The sequence below is a fragment of the Tepidisphaeraceae bacterium genome, from assembly GCA_035998445.1.
Lineage (GTDB): Bacteria > Planctomycetota > Phycisphaerae > Tepidisphaerales > Tepidisphaeraceae > DASYHQ01.
Window position 1 is genome coordinate 1 of the sequence record DASYHQ010000014.1, and the last position, 16,671, is coordinate 16,671.

Sequence of the window (16,671 nt, forward strand, 5' to 3'; positions counted from 1 at the left end):
CGCCGTGGAGCCGATGTTGACGGTCTGGCCGCTGGTGACGGTGAGATCGCCGGTGGACCCGTCGCCGAACAGCGGGTGCCCGCCGCGCAGCAGGTCAGCATCCAACCCGCTACCGGCCCCATCGACGGTTAGCAGTTGGGCGAGGATGCCGCGGGCGTATTGTCGTGCTGCTTTAAGCATGCTCTATTCCTAACCCGTCCCGTCCCGACGCCCCTACTTGACGACCTTCGCCTTGGGGTCGATCGCCCCTACTTGTTGTTCCGGTAGACGATGTTGCTGTCGCGCAGGAACTTCGCGAAGTCGTTCGTGTACCAGTCCGGCCGGGCGACCTTCGTTGTGCTGTCGATGCCCGATGCCCACGTCCAGTTGCCGCCGTCGTTGTTCTCGAAAGTGATGTCGCGCAGGTAGACCGGCACGAACTTCTGCACGCGCGTGCCGTTCTCAGTCACCCAATAGCCGTAAGTGCGCGGCCGGCCACCGGACTGGATCATGTTGCGGATCTCCGCGTACGCGCCGGCGTTCTGCCGGTTGCCGCGGATCGTCACCCCCGAGCTTTCCTCAATGCTGACGGTCGGGGCCTTCGTGAAGCCCTCGAAGGTGTTGCCCTCGATGACCGAGCCGTCGCCGGGGTTCAGTTCGACGCAGACGCCCATCGCGTCAAACGAATGCTTGGCCGGCTTGATGTTGCGGAACGTGTTGCCGGTGACGTTGAACTTGCGGTTGTTAATGTCGAACCAGATCGCCTGACCGCGACCGTTCTCGAACGTGCAGCCCGTGAAGACGGTCCCGCTCGTGCGGGTGATCTTCATGATGCCGATGCCCGACTGATCGCCCTCGGCCTTGATGTTCCAGCCGTCGAACGTGCAGCCGTCGAACACGGGGCCGACGACGGTCTTGTCACCATCGTCGCCGCTGCCCCCGCCCAGGAACGCCGAACCAGCCGTGTTGCGAATCGTGCAGTCGATGAACGTCGGGCGATTGACGTTGTCCCAGCTCACCGGCGTGCCGGCGTGCCAGTCCTCCAGCGTCACGTTGCGCAGGCTGGCGTTGTCGCCGGCCATGATGACCGTCGTCTTGAGCCGCGCGTGCTCGGCGCGGAAGTTGAAGATCCGCCCGCCGTAGATCGCCGCACCCGCGTTGACGCGGATCAGCCCGATCGCCTTCGCCCCTTTACCGTCGAACGTGCTGCCGGTCAGATCGAGCGTCACGCCATCGGGGACGGTGAAGCCCTTGGTGAGCGCGCCGGGCGCTACAGTGACCGTCTGGCCAGGCTTGGCGGCGTCTAACGCCTTTTGGATGTCACCGCCCACGGAGACGTTGTAGACCTTGGCGGCGGGGCCAGGTGTGGGCTTGGGCGCGGGCTTGGGTGCCGGGATTGGGCTGCCCTTCACCTCGACCCAGGCGTTGCCGTCGCGCTTCCACCAGCGGTTATAGGCGGTCTGGTAGAGCGTGTCGCCGATGTACGCCAGGGCGTCGACGTTGCCGGTGCCGTTGTCCACCACACCATCGCAGGCGATCTTTCGGTCGACGATCGTCCAGACCCGGCCGTCCTTATCGCGGATGGCGTCCGCCACGGGCACGACGGTGCCCACGCTGGCGGGCGGCGCTGCCTCAGACGGCGCGGGCACGCACGCGCAGAGGGACAGGACGATCGTCAGGGCCGATAGGAGGTTCAGTCGTCTCATTGGTTCAGTTGCTCCGCGGGAAGGGGCGGCGGCGATGCGACGTGCGGCGTCGGTGGCCGTTCGCGTTTGCGCTTCCGCCGGCTCTTCAGGTCCTTGATCTGCGTCTGCAGATCTTCGGCAATTACCTTCCAGCCGTTCCGCTCGTTGCGCAGGCGGTTGTTCTCGGCGACGAGGCGCCCGTTGCTCTGCGTTAGCGTGCCGTTCTCGGCCAGCAGGCGGTCCCGGTCGGCCTCGACGTGCTGGATCCGCACCTTCAACCCGCCGACCTCGCCCGCCAGCTCGAGCAGGCGGGCGTTCAGCTGGTCCATTGAGACCTGGTCGGACCGCCGCTTGAACTTCAGCCACCCGAAGAAATATGGCGAGACCACGCCGACGGCACCGCCAGCGCCAAGCGCTGCAATCAGCGCCATCCAGCCATTGGCTGGGGCAGGATCGGCCTGGGCGACGAGGGTCGGATTGAGGATCATCGGAGCTTACCGGCTGCCCGAAGGCGGTCTTTGATGCCTTGACGCTTTTCCCGCTGGGCCGCGTGGACGGACTCCACTTCCTCAGCGGTGGGCGGACGCTGTTCCCGACGCGCCTGTTCCAACAGTTCCATCGCCAGTGCCAACGCCGCCGCGAGTACCGCTTGTGTCATGGCTCGTGTCCTTGTCCGTTTGGTTCTTCAGCCGGATCAGCCGCTTGATGCCGTCGGTGACCGCGTCGATCGCCAGGTCGAACTTCTGCTCGGCCGCGTCGGTGACCGCCGCGTCGTCGAGCTGTTTCACCTTCACCAGGTAATCGGCCGCCGCCTGCGCCGCGTCCAAGCCCGCCTCGACGACGTCGCAGAACTGGTCGAACGTCGACAACTGGTCGGCGTCGATCGCGCCGGCGTCGTAGAGCGAGGTCACTACATCCATCGTCGCGATGTAGGTCTTGCGCAGCTGCATCACCTTACGCTGCGGCTGGACGGCGCAACCGGCGAGGATCACCGTCGCCAGCAACAGCGCGACGGCGGTACCGGCCGACGGCGGGCCACCCTGTTTCGACTTCGCCCACACCAGGAGCGCGGTCAGCGTCATGAAGGCGTGGCCCCCGGCCGTCGCGTACAGCTGCGCGTCCTCATCAGTGAACGAGGTGCCCATCGCGTAACAGACGATCGCGGCGACACCGACGACGATGGCGATAAAATGCTTCTTGAGGGCGTCCATGGGCAGGCTCTCCTAAATGCGGGTGTCGCCGTCGCCGTCGTCGTTGCAGAGCTCCATGAGCTCCATCGCGATCAACACGATCGCGGCAAGAGCGGCATCGGTAATGCGTCGGGCGAGGGCGAACATGGTGTAAGGTGCGTCGCCGGTGCTACCGACGACGTGGCCCGCGTGCGCGTCGCGGGGTTGGGTTGGGTCAGCGTTCCGCCGCTGCATCTAGGGCGGCGCCGTGGCGTACGTACCGCCGCCAAGCGTGAGCGCCGCAACGGGGGCACTTCGGGCGCCGCGCGAACGTTGCGATTGGGTCGGGAGGCTCGAAGCCACAGAAGTGGCAATCGACGACGTGCGTCGTGACGCCGCCAGACCGTCGGTCGGGCTCGTACGTCGGGTAGATTGCGACGGCCGCAAAACGATCGGTGGCAATCGACATCGTTAAAGATCTCGCCGCGGTTGCAGCATTTCACGAAGGAGGGCCCCGTCCTGCTGCCGACAGCCGATGTTCAGCGATTCGCTGTGGCCGAAGGCGTCCACGTGCAATTCGCCCGACGGCAGAGATGACGTTGTGCAGAACCCGGCGGACGCCACCGGTAGGTTAAAAGCGGCCGCGACCCGCGCGTGCCTCACGTGAGCCGGGAAGATCACCGGCACTTCGAGCCGGCCGTCCTCCAGCGTGACGTATTTCGCAGTTTCAAGCATGGTCAGTCCCCGTACGCGCGGTCGTAGTACGCCTCTGCCGCGTCCCGGCACCGCGTCCAGCCGGTCACCTGCACTCGCACCATTCCAGGTCGGGTCGCGATTAAGTAGCCCGCCCGTTGGAGGATCTCGACCAGCTGCACTACGCGATACTCACTCGCGTCCATGGCCATCGCGAGGCGGGCGACGGGTTGATCGGCGCGAGACAGGAGCGTTAGGAGTTGCAGGGCGCGGTCGGATACGGGGAGCGGAGGCGGGCGGTTCATCGGACGGTACAGCTAGTTACTGGCAATGAGCCTGCGGATGATCGACGCGTCACCGCCCGCTTCGGCGCACGCCAGCTCGATCGCTTTCATGCGGCGCTTGTACTCACCTCGCAGCTTGCAGGCCCACTCGCGGGTGACGTTCAGCGCCCGGCCGATCTCGGCGTCGTCTTTACCCTGCTCGCGCAGGTTGACGGCCAGCTTCATCATCCGGGTCGGCCAGAGGAAATCTTCGTTGGCGTCACATGGCTTGATCCTCGGTCCAGTCATAAATGCGGGTATGGTGCTCAATGACATGGCGGTTCAACCCTTAACGGCGGATGTGAACTAGGCAGTTCACATCCGCAGGCCCTGATTCGTCGTCGTCGCCCACAAGTGCAGCGATTTCCGTGCGATACGGAACTCCGCAGAAAACGTGCGCGTGTGAACTACCAGTTACCATCCAGCGGTTTCGCCCCCGCCTCGGCGATGCGGTTGATCACGTCGGCGCTGGGGCTGCCCGGATGCGGGTAGAAGCACGCCTCCTTGATGCCCTGCCCGTCGATCAGATCCTCTAACGCGACCGCGGTGGGCGGGGTCCACCGTCGGTGGGGCATGCCTGCCATCGGCTCGGCGTCGACCGCCGTCCCAGTCGCATGCTCGATGCCGCTCCGTACCCCGTACCGACCCAAGACGAGACGCTGGGCACCGCGGCGACGGGGTTTGCCGCCCTGCGGTTCCACCCATGCCGCCGGCACCTCGAATTGATCCTGTAGCGATTGGCGGCCGGGCCCCACGCGCACCTGTGGCCCCTCGACTTGAATCCGCTCGTTGTGGATCCCGTTGGGCACGGCGGCGGTCGCGCGCACGCGCACCAGGACGCCGCCGCCCGGGCGCCGGGCACGTGACGCGGGCGACACCCTCAACTTGGCGGTCGGCACCTTCCGGCCGGCGTCATCGTAAAACAGCGGTAGGTCCTGACCGGTGGTGCGCCAGACCTCTACCCATCCGCCGCCAGCCGCTAATTGCGTGATGCGACTTTCCTCCGACGCCAGGGCGTCGAGCCGTTGACGGCAGATCGTGATGCCCAGCGCGGCCTGTACCTCGCTGCGGTTGAGCCAGGCTTCCCGTACCGCTGGCGGACACCGGCGGATGACGGTGCGCCATTCTTCGCGGAGCGCTGCGCTGACCTGATGGGAAGGGTCGTCAGTCGCAGTACTGCCCACGCCATCCAGACGCGCAACAACAGCCGCGCCCGTTCGTGCGGTACTCATCACGTTATCCTCAATCGACTACAGAAAGGGGGGAGCCCGGTTGCTTGGGAGTATGACATAAGAACCGCACGCAACCAGTGATCCGTGTTGCTATACTTGCTTTATGGACCCAGGACGGCCCTTAGAAGGGACCACGCAGGCCCCGCCCGAGCCCCAAGAGCTGAAGCTGAAGTGGGCGAAGGTTAAGGTCGACGTGCCGCTGACCACGAAGATGGAGTTGCGCATGATCGCCAAGGAACTGGGGATCAGGAACGCGACCGAGGTCTATCGGATGGCTTTCGCTGACTTCATCCGCAACCACCGGGCGCGAGGCCGGTGAAGATGGCCCGCAATTACTAAAGTAAGCGGCCCGGCTCGGGGGCAACCGGCCGGGCCAGAGTCACACCACATTCCTCGGAGCGTGACACTGACATGGTGCGTACTGTGGCCATTTTTAGCAACCGCTGACTGGTTCGCTTTCCTAAACTACGGCGGCTACGCTTTGAATGCCGACGGTGATCCCGCAGCAAGGTTCCCCCCCCCCTCCTTCTGCACCCGTCGGTATTTTTATGCGCCGCGGCCGCTGCCTAACTCCTCATTTTTCGCCGTGAACAGTAGCTCGCGGCGAACCAAGTCGCTCGTTTCGAACGGCAGTCCGCCGATCTGCGGCCAGTACCGGCCGTCCTCGAGGTGGCTGGGCGAACCCGGTGGCATCACGGCGCTGATTGTTGCCCGCTTGGTACGGCGCGTGTTCAGATCGTGCGTGAGTTGGACGTCGTCAGAGAAGACCATGCTCGGCCCGGTGACCGGGTGGTCATGACGAAAGGACAGACTGTTCATCATCGGAAGCTCCATTTGAAAAAGAGTGAGCAGGGCTACACACGCCGCGCAGCGGGATCGACCAACCGCACGTTGCAGAGCCGGAAATACGTCTCCTCATCCGGCGCCGGCACGCGGGCCATCGACAATCCGTCCTGCTTCCGGCAACCCGGGCAGACGCCCGCGCGGTCGCGGCCGTTGATGAACTTCGGCGTATCGCTCGTCGGCCAGTCCTCGGGCGCGATGAAGATCAGCCCGCCCTCGCCGTCAAACCGGCCGGTCCAGCCGCACAGCGAACAACTCATCTTCGTCTTGTCCCAGACGTGCCCCTCGCGGTTCACGTAGCCGTTGTACTGGAGCTTCAGCACGAGCATCTTGCTGTACTCGCCCGGGCCGGTTCGGATCGCAAGCACGCTGCCGAAGTTGTCGGCGTCGGCCGCGAAGATATCATGGTTGAAGTCGCGGAAGTCGGCGCCGCGGTGAATCTCGCCCCATCGTGGGGCGACGCGGTCGACGCCATCCTTGCCGTGGCTGGTGTACAGGTGCTTGCTGACGCGGTCGGCCTTCACCATCGCGTCGAGCTGGTACCAGAGCAGGTTGACGCGCACGGTGGCGGCGAACAGTGAATCGCCGTCGGGCACGTCGCCGAACCGTGGGATCACGACGTGCTCGACGTCCTTGGCCCCGCCCGGTGAGCGGCGGCGCACGCTGCCGGCGATCTCCCACCGCTCGTAGCAGGCGGGCGGGAACAGTTCGCGGAAGGCCTCGCCGTCGGCCAAGGCCTGCTGCCACGGGCGGCGGCCGTCCGGCAGCTTGTCATCCTGAGGTACTCCGAAGGATCTCACGCGCTGGTGAGGGGGTTTCTGGTACGAGCGTGGGATCGATGGCGACACCGGCCGCTGCGGGCCGCGCTCGGGATCGCGGGCCAGCGTCACCTCGCCCGTCTCCTTGTCGATCTGCTCGACCATGCGGACGTCCGGGATGAAGTTCGCGTTCAAGGCCTTTAGCGCGCGATCGACGGCCTGCTCGTACCCTTCGCCAAGTCCGTTGTAGAGCGAGTTTCGGTGAGGCTTGGGCAGCCGATGATAGCACTGCCCGCAGAACGTCTGCCGCGGCATCTTGCGTTTCCCGCACGCCGGGCAGACAGATCCACGGAGGCTGGCGACCAGGTCGCGCGGGGTCGGTTGACTGATAGTCTGCATGTCTACTTCCTTTCCTGATACTGATGAAGCCACCACACCAGGTCGCCGCCGCCGAACTCGATCACCTGGTCTTCGCTCACGCTGGCCCAGTCCGACGTCTTTCGTGCCACGCCAAGTCCGGGGCGACCACCGATGTTGAGCGACCAGTGCCCACCGATGGGAACCTGGCTGAACGGCACGAGCGACATCGGCGGCAAGGCGATCCCGCCAACGCTCCCCAAGGCGGGCAGCGTCGGGACCGCCGTCGTGGGTTCTTGCCGTTCCATCACCGCACCTCCACGAGCCGCCCGCGCAGGCTCGGCCAGTCACAGACGATCACGCCGCCGCCGTCGCACATCCGGTCCGCCACGCGCGCATCCAATGCCGCGTAAACTTCGTCGGCGTCGGCGTGGTTGCTGATGATCACCGTCGCGCCGCCCGCGTCGTACCGCTTGTCCAGTAGGCGAAACAACTCCATCTCTTCGTTCTCGGTGTTGTTGCGGGCCTGCCACTCGTCGATCACCAGCAGCGCGAACCGCACGTGCTCACGCTCAAATCGGGCCGTCGCCTGCGTGTCGTCGCTCCGCCAGGTCCGCCGAAGCTGGTCGATGAAGTCTTTCGTCTTCACGTATTTCGCCGACCGGCCAGCGTCGCAGAAGGCGTTGATCAGCCCGCACGTCATGTGCGTCTTACCGTCGCCGATCTCCCCGCAGAGCACGTACAGCCCGGGATTGGCCAGTGCGTTGGCCAGTCGACGGGCCGCAGATGCGTACCGTTCCAGCGCATCGGCCGGGATGCGTGAGAAGTCTTCCACGCGGGCAGTTCGGAACTTGTCTGGCACGCTCTTTCGCCGGTGGCAGGCGCCGACGGCCTCCGCCCGCGCCAGCTCGTCGGCCCGGCGCTGCTGGGCGGCGACCGTTTCGGCGTCGACCGTGCGGAAACCCAAGAAGACCCGTTGCGCCGTCGCGGCAAGCGTGGCGGCGCCGGTTTCGCGACGATGCTCCGCGCTGTGCCGTGCTCGCTCCGCCGACCTCACGATCACGTCGTTCGCCTCAGCTTCGCTCATTCGCTCAACTGACGGCCTTCTCGAGGGGATCAGGGACAAGGGGGAGGGGCCGACGTGCCCCTCTGAACGCGGCGTTTGCCCCGCCGCTGGGGCCTGTGGGCTTAGGTTGTCCATGGCGTTTGCTCCTCAGTTCGTTGGCGGCCGGCGTCGCCAACGCCCGCACGCGGTACTTGTTGAAGTTCGACACCAGCAGCCCGATCGGGTGGCGCCGTTCGAAGACGAACGGATCGTCGTCGCTGATGTAGTCGTCGATCACCCGCTGGGCGGCCGACAGGTCGCCCACGACGGCCGACAGGATCCACTGGACGTGCTTGCCGTCCTTTGGCCCATTGAACGTGTACGACAGCCCGTAGCGGCCGCGCCACGCCTCGCAGAAGTGGCGGATCAGGGCATGGTGGTCCCCGCTCGGTTCCCGTCGCACGGTCGCCTTCTTCGCCGCTGCCCCACCGCCGGCGGCGGCAGCCGTCAAGTCCGCGCCAGCGGACTTACCCTTCTGCTCCTGTTCCCGCTCCTGCTCCTGCTCTTGGTTTGCCATAGCTATCTGCATAGCTATCGAGAAGTCGCGGCGGCAATGCTCGGGCATGTACCGGTCGTTCTTCCCAAACTCAGTTAGCAACGAGCTTTGCGGGAGGTCGTGCAGGTCTTCCAAGCATCCTTTGAGGTGCTTTGGGTTCTCGGGCGGGTTGTACTTCCACCAGGTCGGCAGGTAGAGCACCCGCCGCCTCGAGTCGTACTTCCACGCCAACCTATGGCAGACGTTTCCGAAAGCTTTGTCATAGCTATCGCTGTCGAGGCCCGTCTCTTCCGCGGCTTTTGCGGTCGAGAATCGGAACAGCCCGCAGCGGTTGCTCTGCGCCGTGATCGTGTAAAGGGCCACGAGCTTCTCGATCGACGAAAGCTCGGCGAACGCCTCGTCCGTCCAGATGCGGGGATCGATCTTTCTGTACTTCGCTGCCATGCCCGTCTCCTCTTTGCCCCGCGAGTTCACTCCTCAGCCGTTGCCGCGGCTGGTCCGTTCGCGCGCCTGCGCCTCGGTGTTCACCTCCGTCAGCAGATCCATCGCCTGTTCCAGCCGATACACCGCTAACCCGATGCGACGTCGTTCGTCCTTGGTCGGGTCGAACGAATCGCGGTAGCGCTTTATGGCCCGCATGGAACGGCTCACGTTCCCCAGCGTTCGGCCAAATTGATCCTGCCTCATGTGATTGCCCTCTACCTGGACGCCATCGCGCCGCAGATCGCGTACAGCCGATCCTCGTTCACGTCAGGCGGCAGCGGTGCCGCCGTCACCGTGGCCGGTGGCGGCGCCGGCGGCGGCATCCCCGGTAGCCACCGCTCCAACTCGTAAATCGCCACGTCGCTCAGCGGGTAGTGCCCGCGGAACCGTTCGCCCGCCAAGTGTTCGCCGTACCTCGTCATCACGTTCCTTTCCGCCGGCACCTCGGCCGGCCTCGTCGTCGTCGTTCGCGCGACCGCCTGTCGCGCTGCCTATCGGCACACCTGCGCCAAACGGTTGAGCGGCGTGCCGTCGCTCAGCGGCTGGGGCCAGCCATCCGCGGTTTCGCCAAGTGCGTCTTCAGTTCATTCCACGCCAGGTTGAAAGCATCCGCCTTCTCCTGTGCGCCGTTGCGGGCTGATTCGACGTGCGCCACCACGACGCGCCGCGCAGCCCGCTCGATCGCAGTCAGCCGAGCGTGTTCCTGTGCTGTCAGTTGCACCATTACGCGACACTCCTTCTCTGCTTCGACCTCACCAACTCGAACCGGATCGCCCAAGCCCGCTGCACCGGCTTCCGCGCGTGCAGCTCGTGCCAGATGCGCAGGTAATCGGCCCGCTCGTCGAAACCCTCCCGATCGACAAACGCATCGTCGACCGTCAGGGGGTTGAGGATCTCGGTCAGCCCGATGCACCGGATACGCCCCACCGCCTTGTGGCACCGCTCCGGCTGCACCGCGTACTCACCCCCAATGCGCCAGCGAACGCGCCCAGCGGCCGTGACGACGCGTTGGGTCGCCAGCAGCACGCTGCCCTCGGTATCCCGGTCGCTCGTCAGGTAGTCGCCGGGGTACGCCAGGCGAAGCGTCTGCGTCTTGCGACGGCTCAGCACGAGCGGATAGGTCCTTTGGAAGATCATGCCACCCCCTTCGCCGCGGCGACCGCCGCCGGCCGATTGAGGATCAGGACCTCGTTGACCTTCTTGTTGCCCTGGTTGCGCCCGGCCAGCCGGTACCAACGCCACTCGCCACTGGCCAGCTCGGCATTCGCTGGGCCCTCGGGATAGATATCGCGGATCAGGGAGTGATCGCCGAAGCGGACGATGACGGCCGTGTGCTCGAACTTTGCGAGCTCGACGGCCGCGAGCCGCTGCATTTGATCCGTGAACTTGTGGACGTAGGTGCCGCCGGCGTCTGGCCAGGGCAGGTCAACGTAGAGGCAGCGTCGCTCGGGCTTCTTGCCGGCAGCACGCTTCTCGCCCTCTTTTCGGTCGGCGACGAGCGCCCGCGCGATGAACTCAAAAAAGTCCATCCGGACGAACTGCGTCCCCTGCAGGGCGCGGCCCCATGCGCGGAGCGTGCGCCAGGCCGACTGGTACCGGACGACCGAGTCGCCGCCGCTCGCGTTCCAACGTACAGGCAGGCCGCCGTCGAACTCGCCGTCGGTACCGCTGTTGGCGCTGCGCCCCATCCACGCCGTGACGAAGAAGTCGACGGCCCAGTCGAGGTCGGGGAACCAATCACCCCGCGCGGCATCGGCACCCGGCGAACCGAACAGCCCCTCTTCGCCCTTCGTGAAGAACCGCTCCATGTCGCGGCAATGACCCTGTGCATCGGCAAGCGTCTCTTCGGCAAAGGGAAGCTTGCGGACGCGCCGGCGTAGCTCGCGGTTCAGGGCCGGGTCCGCGACGACGTTTAAGTAGTTGATCAGGTGCCGGTGCACATCGGCCGCCATGACCGTTCGGGCATTGAAGTGCGGCAGCTCGCACGCGCCGCCCACGCAGGTGATGCCGAGCCAGTCGAGCTTGCCTACCAGCCGGCCGGGTACGTGCGCATTGGTGCGGTTCGACCCATACCAAGGGATAGCAGCCGTGACGTCCATCTCGGGGGCAACTGTGCTCATGCCGGCACCGCCTTTCGCAAACGAGCTCGTCGAATCAACGAGCAGAGAATGATCATTTCCACCGTGCGCGGCGGGTCGGCGTGGAACGTTGCCACCTTCACCACCGAAGTGATCCGACCGTCGCATTCGAGCAACCCCCAGTCATCAGGGACTTCTGTGGGTTCAAGTAGCCCGGGCGGCGTAAGAAAGAACCGATAGTTTCCGCACTGGTACCCTTCGAGCCGCCGATGCCACTTCTTTCGATCGCGCAGGAAGTCTCCTCGGCTGGTTTTGCACTCGATCAACGTGGAGTGTCGCCCGCAGCGCCACCCGATCGCGTCGGGAATGCACGGCGCGCTTGTGTAGAGTTCCGTCGCTACAATGGAACACCCAGCCACCTGCTTCAGATAGCGTGCAGCGTGCAGCACCAAGGCATCGTGCGTGACTGTGGCGGTAGTCTTCATGCCGGCACCGCTGCCCTTTCCCGCTCGACTAGGACCGTGCTGAGGTCCGCCAGCGACATTTGCCCGCCGTTGTCATCCGTCGGCCGAGTGCGGGCCCGCTCGACGTTCTTGATCGCGTTGGCGTGGTAGCTTTCCTTCAGCTCGAAGCCGACGGCGCTGCGGTTCAGTTCCACGCACACCGCCGCGGTGCTGCCGACGCCCATGAACGGGTCGAGCACCGTCACGTCGGGCTGCAGGTCGATCGGGTTGCTGTACAGCAGCACGCAACGGCGGATGACCTCGAGTTGCAGCGGACAGACGTGCTTTTCCTCGTCGGCCTCCTTCAGCTTGCGCTTCTGCGCTTGCGAGCGGGCGCCGTCGATGATGTCGAACTCGTCGATGTCGCCCCACACGCCCGACGCCCACTTGATCCAGTCGTCTGCGCTGAGCCAGCCGGTCTTGTTGCCGGCGTCGACGTCGCGTGCCCACTTTCGCAGGTACTCGGCGTACGCCATCGGGTCGCGCCGGCCCTCGGCCTGGTAGAAGGCCTCGCGGCGCGTCGGCTTGGCGTGGGGCTTGTAGACCAGCGGCCGCACGGGGACGGCCGCCTCGCCCGGCTTGTGGAACACGAGCACGTAATCGTTTGGCGCCATCGCCCAGTTGTTGCTGTCGCGGCTGTGGCCGGTCTTGAACTGCAGCGAGTGCAGCGACAGCCGCTGGGCCATCGCCTGCGGATCCTTCGGGATGATGAACTCCGCCGGCAGCGGCGCACCGAGCCGCCACCGCAGCACGGCTGTCAGCGTCTTCGGATCGTCGCCGTAGGCGCAGATCAGGTCCGTCAGCTCGTCGGCCGTCACGGCTTCGTCGACGGCCGGGTGGGCGACGTCGGCGTGGAACGTGAAGCCGCCGGCACGGAACAGGTCGATGATCGCCCCGCGGAAGTCGCGGCGGCCGGCGAAGCCGTGTTGGTTCTTGTAGGCCAGCAGCTGCTGGATGTGGATGCAGACGTTGCAGCCGGGTGCCGTCACCCGGAACAGCTCCCCGATCACGAACCGCATGTTGAGCGCGAACCGCCCGCCGCGGATGTCGATCGTCGAGCCGTTGTTACCGACGTCCTCGAGCTTGCCGCTGTAGGTGAAGAGTTCCTCGAAGGGGATGCTCGTGACGGTCAGGTGGACCGATTCGTCGGCGAGTTTGTCGCGCATGCCGGCGATGCAATCGAGGTTGTAGATGTCTACGTTCATTAAGTTCTACCTTCGTGATGGGGGTGTATCAGCGTCCCCGCTGGTTTCGTGTTGATTCAAAGCAGGCTTCGAGAGCGTCGAGCGGGGTTTCGCCCTTGAACTCTTCCCAGGTATTTCCGTCGTCGGGGGAGTACTTCACGAGCCAACCATCGACGACGTAGCTGATCTCCACGTCCTCGTGTAGCTGGATGTCGCGCATCATGGCCGCATTCAGTTGGTCTCGGTCCACCGTGCACCAACCCTTCCTCAAACAACGACGCCCATGAGATCGCCCAACGATGAGCCGGGAGTTGGGCGCCAGACGCCGCCCTCGAAATACCACGCTAAGACCATCTGCTGATCGCCGTTCGGGAACGCGCCGAGCCGCTTGTAGAAGTAGCTCCGCAGCAAGAGGAACCGCGCGCGTGCGACCTTCATTTCGTCCGACGTGAACCATTGCCAGGTCTGCGCCCGGGGATTCGTGACGTAGTAGCGCAGGCCGTCCTTGCGCGGCTTGATCGGCTCGGGAATCAGGCGATGGTTGAACAACATCGCTTCGACGTCCTTCGTGCCGACGTACTCAGCCACCACGGGTGAGTGGGCAACGGACAGGTCGACGCACTTCGCCGCGTCCTCCACCTTGCAACCGTCGATGATCTCCTCGCCGCGCTCCTCGATTACTCGCTTGTTCAATGCGTCAAAGAAGTTCATGCCGCACGCTCCTTCCCGCCAACGAGCTGCGCCCGGGCGTCAACGTAAAGTGACTCCATCTCTTCGATCGCCTCCTCGTGCTGGTTGTCCTTGCGCACGAGCGTGTCGAACATCTGTCCTTCCAGTTCGGCGATGACCGGGATGTGCACGCGCACGCGGAACAGCTGCCCGTGGCGGTAAGCCCGCCGCACGGCCTGGTAGAACGTCTCGTAGCTGAACGTGAAGCCGTAGAAGAACATCGACGTGCACTGCTGCAGGTTCTGCCCGTAGCCGATCATGCTGCCGCGGCTGATCAGCACGTCGAGTTCGCCCGCGCGGAACCGCCTGAGCAGGTCGGGCCGCAGCCGCTTTTCGGTCGCGCCGGTGATCGTCCCGATCGAGACGGCCCGGCCGGCCCGCGCGCGTCCGAACGCCTTCACCAACTCCTGCTGCAGGATCTCCGTCTCGGCGTCGAACACCGTCCACACCAGCACGCGGTGCCCAGCCAACGCCTCCTTGACGATCATCTCGGCGACCATGCGCGGCTTGTGCGAATCGATGAGCCGCACTGGCTTGCCGGCGACGATGCAGGTGTCGCCAGCAGGCACGACGAGCGGCTTCAATCGAGCCGCGACCTTACGTGGCCGTGCGGTGGTGCTGTCGGCGGCCGGGTCGGCCTCAGCCGGGATCAGGTCCGCCGGCACATCGCCGGTCGGCTCATCCTTGGCCGAGTCGCCCGCCTTCCGGGCGTCGCTGTCCTTCAGGTAGACGAAGCCCTTGGCCGCCTGGGACAGTTTGGTGGCGGCGATCGCGTTCAGCTCGCCGGCGAACATCGTCCCGACGTTGGCGGCGGCGACGTTGCGCGGGTCGGCGTTGTAATCCATGACCAGCTGCCGCTGCTCGGCCGTGATCGGGATCGCGTGATGGATGTATTCCGGCTCAGGCGGTGGCGACCAGTTCTTGCGCCAACCGAATTTCTTGGGGTCGCGCACGTAGATCGACCAACTGGCCATCCAGGCGAAGAACGCGGCCCGGGCGTGCGTCTTGATCGTCCAGCGGTGCGTCTTCGGGTCGCGCGTGAAGTACGTCCAGATGATCTGCTGCGCGGCGTCGGCGATGCTCTCGGCCCGCATCCGCTCGAGGAACGACGCCTGCGACGCGAACTCCATCAGCTCGTTGGGCGCCGGCGTGGCCGTCAGCGACAGCTTGTACGCGATGCCCTTGGCCGACTTGATCAGCGCCCACTTCTGCTTGCCGCCGCCCGTCTTCAGCCGGCTCGACTCGTCGAGCGCGATGCCCGCCAGGGACCGCAGCTCGCTGACGACCTGATCGGCCTCGGACGTATGGTTGAACTTCTCATAGTTGGCGACGGCGATCGCCGCACCGGTCGCGACGCCGTCGATGCAGCCGGTCGCGCACCACTCCTTGAGGTGCGCACGCGTGTCGATCCGGACGATCGGCAGGCCTTGCCCATAGAACTTGCCGGCCTCCTCGATCCACTGGCCGACGATCTCGTTGAGCGTGACGATCAGCACGCGGCCGCCGCCCGACAGGTGCGAGACCTGGCGGGCCCATTCCAGGCCGACCGCGGTCTTGCCCAGGCCGCAGTCGCTCCAGCAGGCGAACCGCTTGGCGTCCAGTCCCATCGTGACGATGGCGGGCTGATCGTCGAAGTCGGCCGTGAAGTGCGCCGGCCACGGCAGGCGGCCCAGGTTCAGGTCCGGCACCTCGACGCCGAGCATCGACGCGAACCTCGCGGGCGCGGTGATGCCGGTGGCGAGCCCGTCATCGTCCAGAACGATCTCGTATTCCGGCAGCCGCTTGACCGACTTGAACAGGTCGTAGGCGGGAGCGGCCGCGAAGTCGGAGAAGAGGACCTTCAGGCGGTCGCCCTCGAATTGAATAGGTGGTGCAGTGATCATAGTTGTTGCCTCGCTATCTGAAATCCCGCGACGAACCACCACCGGCCCAAGCTGATCGCGTCGCTCACGTCCATGCCGCTGTCGGAGACGGGGTCGTAACGCGCCCCGAACTCGGCGATCACCCAATGCTGCCGCGTCGACTTGTGCGTCCGCCGCGTCCACACGTTTTCGAGCACCGCGTGCGTCTCGATGCCGGTCGCCTCGCACGCGCCGAGGATCCAGCCGACGGCCTTCCCGTAGACGGCCAGGCCCGCGCCGTTGGCCCCCTTCTCACGCGTGCGCCGCGCAACCTTGCCGCTCGTGTCCTCGACGACGATCAGCCGCGGCTGTTTCTCGCCGATCAGGGCCAGCAGGTCCGCCGACATGGCACGGATGCGGTCATTTGCCGGATCGTCCGCGCGATTCGGCTTCAGCAGGCCCGCCTCCAGCAGCGTGCGGGCATCGCGCATGAGCGCGTATCCGGTCCGCGAGCTGGACGGGTCGAGTGCGAGGATGGGCCGTATGTCGTTCATCAGATTCCGTGATGCTGATCCAGCAGGGATTTCGCGCCCTGCAGCTTTGCCCACTGTTCAGGGTCGCCGCTACGATCCGGATGAGACTTAAACGCGACGTCGCGGTAGACCATTCGGTACGAGTCGGCAGAGGTGAGGACTTGGGACCATGGCGGGCCACCCTTGCCAAACGAATCCGCTAGCCAGCGTGCCGCCTCATCGACGGTCAGGATCGACTCGTGTGACGGGCCCGGGGGCGGCAGTGCCTTGAAGCCCAGGTACTGCTCGCTGTTCTGCGTGACGCTGTACCGGTCGATGCGACGCAGATCCTCGAGCGCGATCGTGATCGCCCGCAGGTTGCTCTCCCACTTCGTGAAGCGGTCGGCCGGGAACGACAGCGGCACGCGGATGCGCTGGCCCACCTTGTTCTTGACGCCCTTCACGAACGACAGGATCACGCCCGGGTGTTCGGCGATCGCGTCGGCGTACGGCAGGCCGTCGCGCCGGAAGTGCGGCATCGCCAGCTGCACGACGGCCGACTCGGCGTTCACCATCCGCAGCTCGCGGTTCAACTGCTGCAGCGTGTCGCTGAAGCTGCTCTTGAACGGCGCGGCGATCCGCTCGCTGCGCGACCGCAGCTGCCCCGGCCACGCCTTGATTGGTCCATATGCGATTTCCAC

At 65.5% G+C, this 16,671-nt stretch carries 27 protein-coding genes; 1 reads left to right on the top strand and 26 read right to left on the bottom strand.

Going from position 1 to position 16,671, the window contains the following annotated elements:
- The 9 genes from VGN72_04905 to VGN72_04945 form a co-directional block, all read right to left on the bottom strand.
- Positions 1-180, bottom strand: a 180-nt coding sequence (locus tag VGN72_04905) for a hypothetical protein (GenBank protein ID HEV7298684.1), incomplete at its 3' end; no start/stop codon positions are given.
- Between the two features lie 68 nt (positions 181-248).
- Positions 249-1,685, bottom strand: coding sequence for a right-handed parallel beta-helix repeat-containing protein (locus tag VGN72_04910; protein ID HEV7298685.1), 1,437 nt, complete (start codon positions 1,683-1,685; stop codon positions 249-251).
- The gene (locus VGN72_04915; GenBank protein ID HEV7298686.1) at positions 1,682-2,152 is read right to left on the bottom strand and encodes a hypothetical protein; all 471 of its coding nucleotides are present in this window, start codon (positions 2,150-2,152) and stop codon (positions 1,682-1,684) included. Before VGN72_04915 ends, VGN72_04910 begins: the two co-directional genes overlap by 4 nt.
- An 81-nt stretch (positions 2,153-2,233) precedes the next feature.
- Positions 2,234-2,875 carry a hypothetical protein gene (locus VGN72_04920; GenBank protein HEV7298687.1) on the bottom strand — a complete coding sequence of 214 codons (642 nt, stop codon included), beginning with the start codon at positions 2,873-2,875 and terminating at the stop codon, positions 2,234-2,236.
- A gap of 12 nt (positions 2,876-2,887) precedes the next feature.
- Positions 2,888-3,088 carry a hypothetical protein gene (locus VGN72_04925; protein HEV7298688.1) on the bottom strand — a complete coding sequence of 67 codons (201 nt, stop codon included), beginning with the start codon at positions 3,086-3,088 and terminating at the stop codon, positions 2,888-2,890.
- Positions 3,089-3,304: 216 nt separating this feature from the next.
- A complete protein-coding gene (locus VGN72_04930) occupies positions 3,305-3,568 on the bottom strand; it encodes a hypothetical protein (protein HEV7298689.1) in 264 nt (87 codons plus the stop codon).
- Between the two features lie 2 nt (positions 3,569-3,570).
- The gene (locus VGN72_04935; GenBank protein ID HEV7298690.1) at positions 3,571-3,831 is read right to left on the bottom strand and encodes a hypothetical protein; all 261 of its coding nucleotides are present in this window, start codon (positions 3,829-3,831) and stop codon (positions 3,571-3,573) included.
- Positions 3,832-3,843: 12 nt separating this feature from the next.
- Positions 3,844-4,098, bottom strand: coding sequence for a hypothetical protein (locus VGN72_04940; protein ID HEV7298691.1), 255 nt, complete (start codon positions 4,096-4,098; stop codon positions 3,844-3,846).
- Between the two features lie 158 nt (positions 4,099-4,256).
- Positions 4,257-5,081 (bottom strand): hypothetical protein, encoded by an 825-nt coding sequence (locus VGN72_04945; protein HEV7298692.1) that lies wholly within the window; start codon positions 5,079-5,081, stop codon positions 4,257-4,259.
- Between the two features lie 103 nt (positions 5,082-5,184).
- Here VGN72_04945 and VGN72_04950 point away from each other — a divergent pair, with 103 nt between their 5' ends.
- Positions 5,185-5,400 (top strand): hypothetical protein, encoded by a 216-nt coding sequence (locus VGN72_04950; GenBank protein HEV7298693.1) that lies wholly within the window; start codon positions 5,185-5,187, stop codon positions 5,398-5,400.
- Positions 5,401-5,627: 227 nt separating this feature from the next.
- On the opposite strand, the gene VGN72_04955 is transcribed toward VGN72_04950, so the two are convergent.
- The 17 genes from VGN72_04955 to VGN72_05035 all read right to left on the bottom strand — a co-directional run bounded on the left by VGN72_04955 (position 5,628) and on the right by VGN72_05035 (position 16,671).
- Positions 5,628-5,903 (bottom strand): hypothetical protein, encoded by a 276-nt coding sequence (locus tag VGN72_04955; protein ID HEV7298694.1) that lies wholly within the window; start codon positions 5,901-5,903, stop codon positions 5,628-5,630.
- Positions 5,904-5,935: 32 nt separating this feature from the next.
- Positions 5,936-7,081 carry a hypothetical protein gene (locus VGN72_04960; GenBank protein HEV7298695.1) on the bottom strand — a complete coding sequence of 382 codons (1,146 nt, stop codon included), beginning with the start codon at positions 7,079-7,081 and terminating at the stop codon, positions 5,936-5,938.
- A 2-nt stretch (positions 7,082-7,083) separates the two neighbouring features.
- Complete coding sequence (locus VGN72_04965) at positions 7,084-7,347, bottom strand: hypothetical protein (GenBank protein ID HEV7298696.1); 264 nt, start codon at positions 7,345-7,347, stop codon at positions 7,084-7,086.
- The gene (locus VGN72_04970; GenBank protein ID HEV7298697.1) at positions 7,347-8,126 is read right to left on the bottom strand and encodes an ATP-binding protein; all 780 of its coding nucleotides are present in this window, start codon (positions 8,124-8,126) and stop codon (positions 7,347-7,349) included. The genes VGN72_04965 and VGN72_04970 overlap by 1 nt, the downstream gene beginning before the upstream one ends.
- 4 nt (positions 8,127-8,130) lie before the next feature.
- Positions 8,131-9,084, bottom strand: a complete 954-nt coding sequence (locus VGN72_04975) for a hypothetical protein (protein ID HEV7298698.1) — start codon at positions 9,082-9,084, stop codon at positions 8,131-8,133.
- Positions 9,085-9,117: 33 nt separating this feature from the next.
- A complete protein-coding gene (locus tag VGN72_04980; protein HEV7298699.1) occupies positions 9,118-9,327 on the bottom strand; it encodes a hypothetical protein in 210 nt (69 codons plus the stop codon).
- An 11-nt stretch (positions 9,328-9,338) separates the two neighbouring features.
- Entirely contained in the window at positions 9,339-9,545 is a 207-nt protein-coding gene (locus VGN72_04985; protein HEV7298700.1) for a hypothetical protein, read from the bottom strand.
- Positions 9,546-9,658: 113 nt separating this feature from the next.
- Positions 9,659-9,847, bottom strand: coding sequence for a hypothetical protein (locus tag VGN72_04990; protein HEV7298701.1), 189 nt, complete (start codon positions 9,845-9,847; stop codon positions 9,659-9,661).
- The gene (locus tag VGN72_04995; GenBank protein ID HEV7298702.1) at positions 9,847-10,260 is read right to left on the bottom strand and encodes a hypothetical protein; all 414 of its coding nucleotides are present in this window, start codon (positions 10,258-10,260) and stop codon (positions 9,847-9,849) included. Before VGN72_04995 ends, VGN72_04990 begins: the two co-directional genes overlap by 1 nt.
- Entirely contained in the window at positions 10,257-11,243 is a 987-nt protein-coding gene (locus VGN72_05000) for a hypothetical protein (protein HEV7298703.1), read from the bottom strand. The genes VGN72_04995 and VGN72_05000 overlap by 4 nt, the downstream gene beginning before the upstream one ends.
- Positions 11,240-11,686, bottom strand: coding sequence for a hypothetical protein (locus VGN72_05005; protein ID HEV7298704.1), 447 nt, complete (start codon positions 11,684-11,686; stop codon positions 11,240-11,242). The genes VGN72_05000 and VGN72_05005 overlap by 4 nt, the downstream gene beginning before the upstream one ends.
- Positions 11,683-12,909, bottom strand: a complete 1,227-nt coding sequence (locus VGN72_05010; protein ID HEV7298705.1) for a DNA methyltransferase — start codon at positions 12,907-12,909, stop codon at positions 11,683-11,685. Before VGN72_05010 ends, VGN72_05005 begins: the two co-directional genes overlap by 4 nt.
- 28 nt (positions 12,910-12,937) lie before the next feature.
- Complete coding sequence (locus tag VGN72_05015) at positions 12,938-13,111, bottom strand: hypothetical protein (GenBank protein ID HEV7298706.1); 174 nt, start codon at positions 13,109-13,111, stop codon at positions 12,938-12,940.
- Between the two features lie 44 nt (positions 13,112-13,155).
- A complete protein-coding gene (locus VGN72_05020; GenBank protein HEV7298707.1) occupies positions 13,156-13,599 on the bottom strand; it encodes a hypothetical protein in 444 nt (147 codons plus the stop codon).
- On the bottom strand, positions 13,596-15,500 hold the full coding sequence (locus VGN72_05025) for a DEAD/DEAH box helicase (protein ID HEV7298708.1): 1,905 nt from the start codon (positions 15,498-15,500) through the stop codon (positions 13,596-13,598). Before VGN72_05025 ends, VGN72_05020 begins: the two co-directional genes overlap by 4 nt.
- The gene (locus tag VGN72_05030; GenBank protein HEV7298709.1) at positions 15,497-16,012 is read right to left on the bottom strand and encodes a hypothetical protein; all 516 of its coding nucleotides are present in this window, start codon (positions 16,010-16,012) and stop codon (positions 15,497-15,499) included. The genes VGN72_05025 and VGN72_05030 overlap by 4 nt, the downstream gene beginning before the upstream one ends.
- Positions 16,012-16,671 carry a hypothetical protein gene (locus VGN72_05035; protein ID HEV7298710.1) on the bottom strand — a complete coding sequence of 220 codons (660 nt, stop codon included), beginning with the start codon at positions 16,669-16,671 and terminating at the stop codon, positions 16,012-16,014. Before VGN72_05035 ends, VGN72_05030 begins: the two co-directional genes overlap by 1 nt.

Bases quoted from the DNA above. Each gene is read 5' to 3' on its own strand.
- VGN72_04940 (HEV7298691.1), bottom strand. From the start codon at position 4,098: ATGACTGGACCGAGGATCAAGCCATGTGACGCCAACGAAGATTTCCTC.
- VGN72_04995 (HEV7298702.1), bottom strand. From the start codon at position 10,260: ATGATCTTCCAAAGGACCTATCCGCTCGTGCTGAGCCGTCGCAAGACG.
- VGN72_04945 (HEV7298692.1), bottom strand. From the start codon at position 5,081: ATGAGTACCGCACGAACGGGCGCGGCTGTTGTTGCGCGTCTGGATGGC.
- VGN72_05005 (HEV7298704.1), bottom strand. From the start codon at position 11,686: ATGAAGACTACCGCCACAGTCACGCACGATGCCTTGGTGCTGCACGCT.
- VGN72_05025 (HEV7298708.1), bottom strand. From the start codon at position 15,500: ATGATCACTGCACCACCTATTCAATTCGAGGGCGACCGCCTGAAGGTC.
- VGN72_05010 (HEV7298705.1), bottom strand. From the start codon at position 12,909: ATGAACGTAGACATCTACAACCTCGATTGCATCGCCGGCATGCGCGAC.
- VGN72_04955 (HEV7298694.1), bottom strand. From the start codon at position 5,903: ATGATGAACAGTCTGTCCTTTCGTCATGACCACCCGGTCACCGGGCCG.
- VGN72_04975 (HEV7298698.1), bottom strand. From the start codon at position 9,084: ATGGCAGCGAAGTACAGAAAGATCGATCCCCGCATCTGGACGGACGAG.
- VGN72_04920 (HEV7298687.1), bottom strand. From the start codon at position 2,875: ATGGACGCCCTCAAGAAGCATTTTATCGCCATCGTCGTCGGTGTCGCC.
- VGN72_04965 (HEV7298696.1), bottom strand. From the start codon at position 7,347: ATGGAACGGCAAGAACCCACGACGGCGGTCCCGACGCTGCCCGCCTTG.
- VGN72_04960 (HEV7298695.1), bottom strand. From the start codon at position 7,081: ATGCAGACTATCAGTCAACCGACCCCGCGCGACCTGGTCGCCAGCCTC.
- VGN72_04950 (HEV7298693.1), top strand. From the start codon at position 5,185: ATGGACCCAGGACGGCCCTTAGAAGGGACCACGCAGGCCCCGCCCGAG.
- VGN72_04980 (HEV7298699.1), bottom strand. From the start codon at position 9,327: ATGAGGCAGGATCAATTTGGCCGAACGCTGGGGAACGTGAGCCGTTCC.
- VGN72_04925 (HEV7298688.1), bottom strand. From the start codon at position 3,088: ATGCAGCGGCGGAACGCTGACCCAACCCAACCCCGCGACGCGCACGCG.
- VGN72_04985 (HEV7298700.1), bottom strand. From the start codon at position 9,545: ATGACGAGGTACGGCGAACACTTGGCGGGCGAACGGTTCCGCGGGCAC.
- VGN72_04930 (HEV7298689.1), bottom strand. From the start codon at position 3,568: ATGCTTGAAACTGCGAAATACGTCACGCTGGAGGACGGCCGGCTCGAA.
- VGN72_04915 (HEV7298686.1), bottom strand. From the start codon at position 2,152: ATGATCCTCAATCCGACCCTCGTCGCCCAGGCCGATCCTGCCCCAGCC.
- VGN72_05000 (HEV7298703.1), bottom strand. From the start codon at position 11,243: ATGAGCACAGTTGCCCCCGAGATGGACGTCACGGCTGCTATCCCTTGG.
- VGN72_05015 (HEV7298706.1), bottom strand. From the start codon at position 13,111: ATGATGCGCGACATCCAGCTACACGAGGACGTGGAGATCAGCTACGTC.
- VGN72_05030 (HEV7298709.1), bottom strand. From the start codon at position 16,012: ATGAACGACATACGGCCCATCCTCGCACTCGACCCGTCCAGCTCGCGG.
- VGN72_05020 (HEV7298707.1), bottom strand. From the start codon at position 13,599: ATGAACTTCTTTGACGCATTGAACAAGCGAGTAATCGAGGAGCGCGGC.
- VGN72_04935 (HEV7298690.1), bottom strand. From the start codon at position 3,831: ATGAACCGCCCGCCTCCGCTCCCCGTATCCGACCGCGCCCTGCAACTC.
- VGN72_04990 (HEV7298701.1), bottom strand. From the start codon at position 9,847: ATGGTGCAACTGACAGCACAGGAACACGCTCGGCTGACTGCGATCGAG.
- VGN72_04910 (HEV7298685.1), bottom strand. From the start codon at position 1,685: ATGAGACGACTGAACCTCCTATCGGCCCTGACGATCGTCCTGTCCCTC.
- VGN72_04970 (HEV7298697.1), bottom strand. From the start codon at position 8,126: ATGAGCGAAGCTGAGGCGAACGACGTGATCGTGAGGTCGGCGGAGCGA.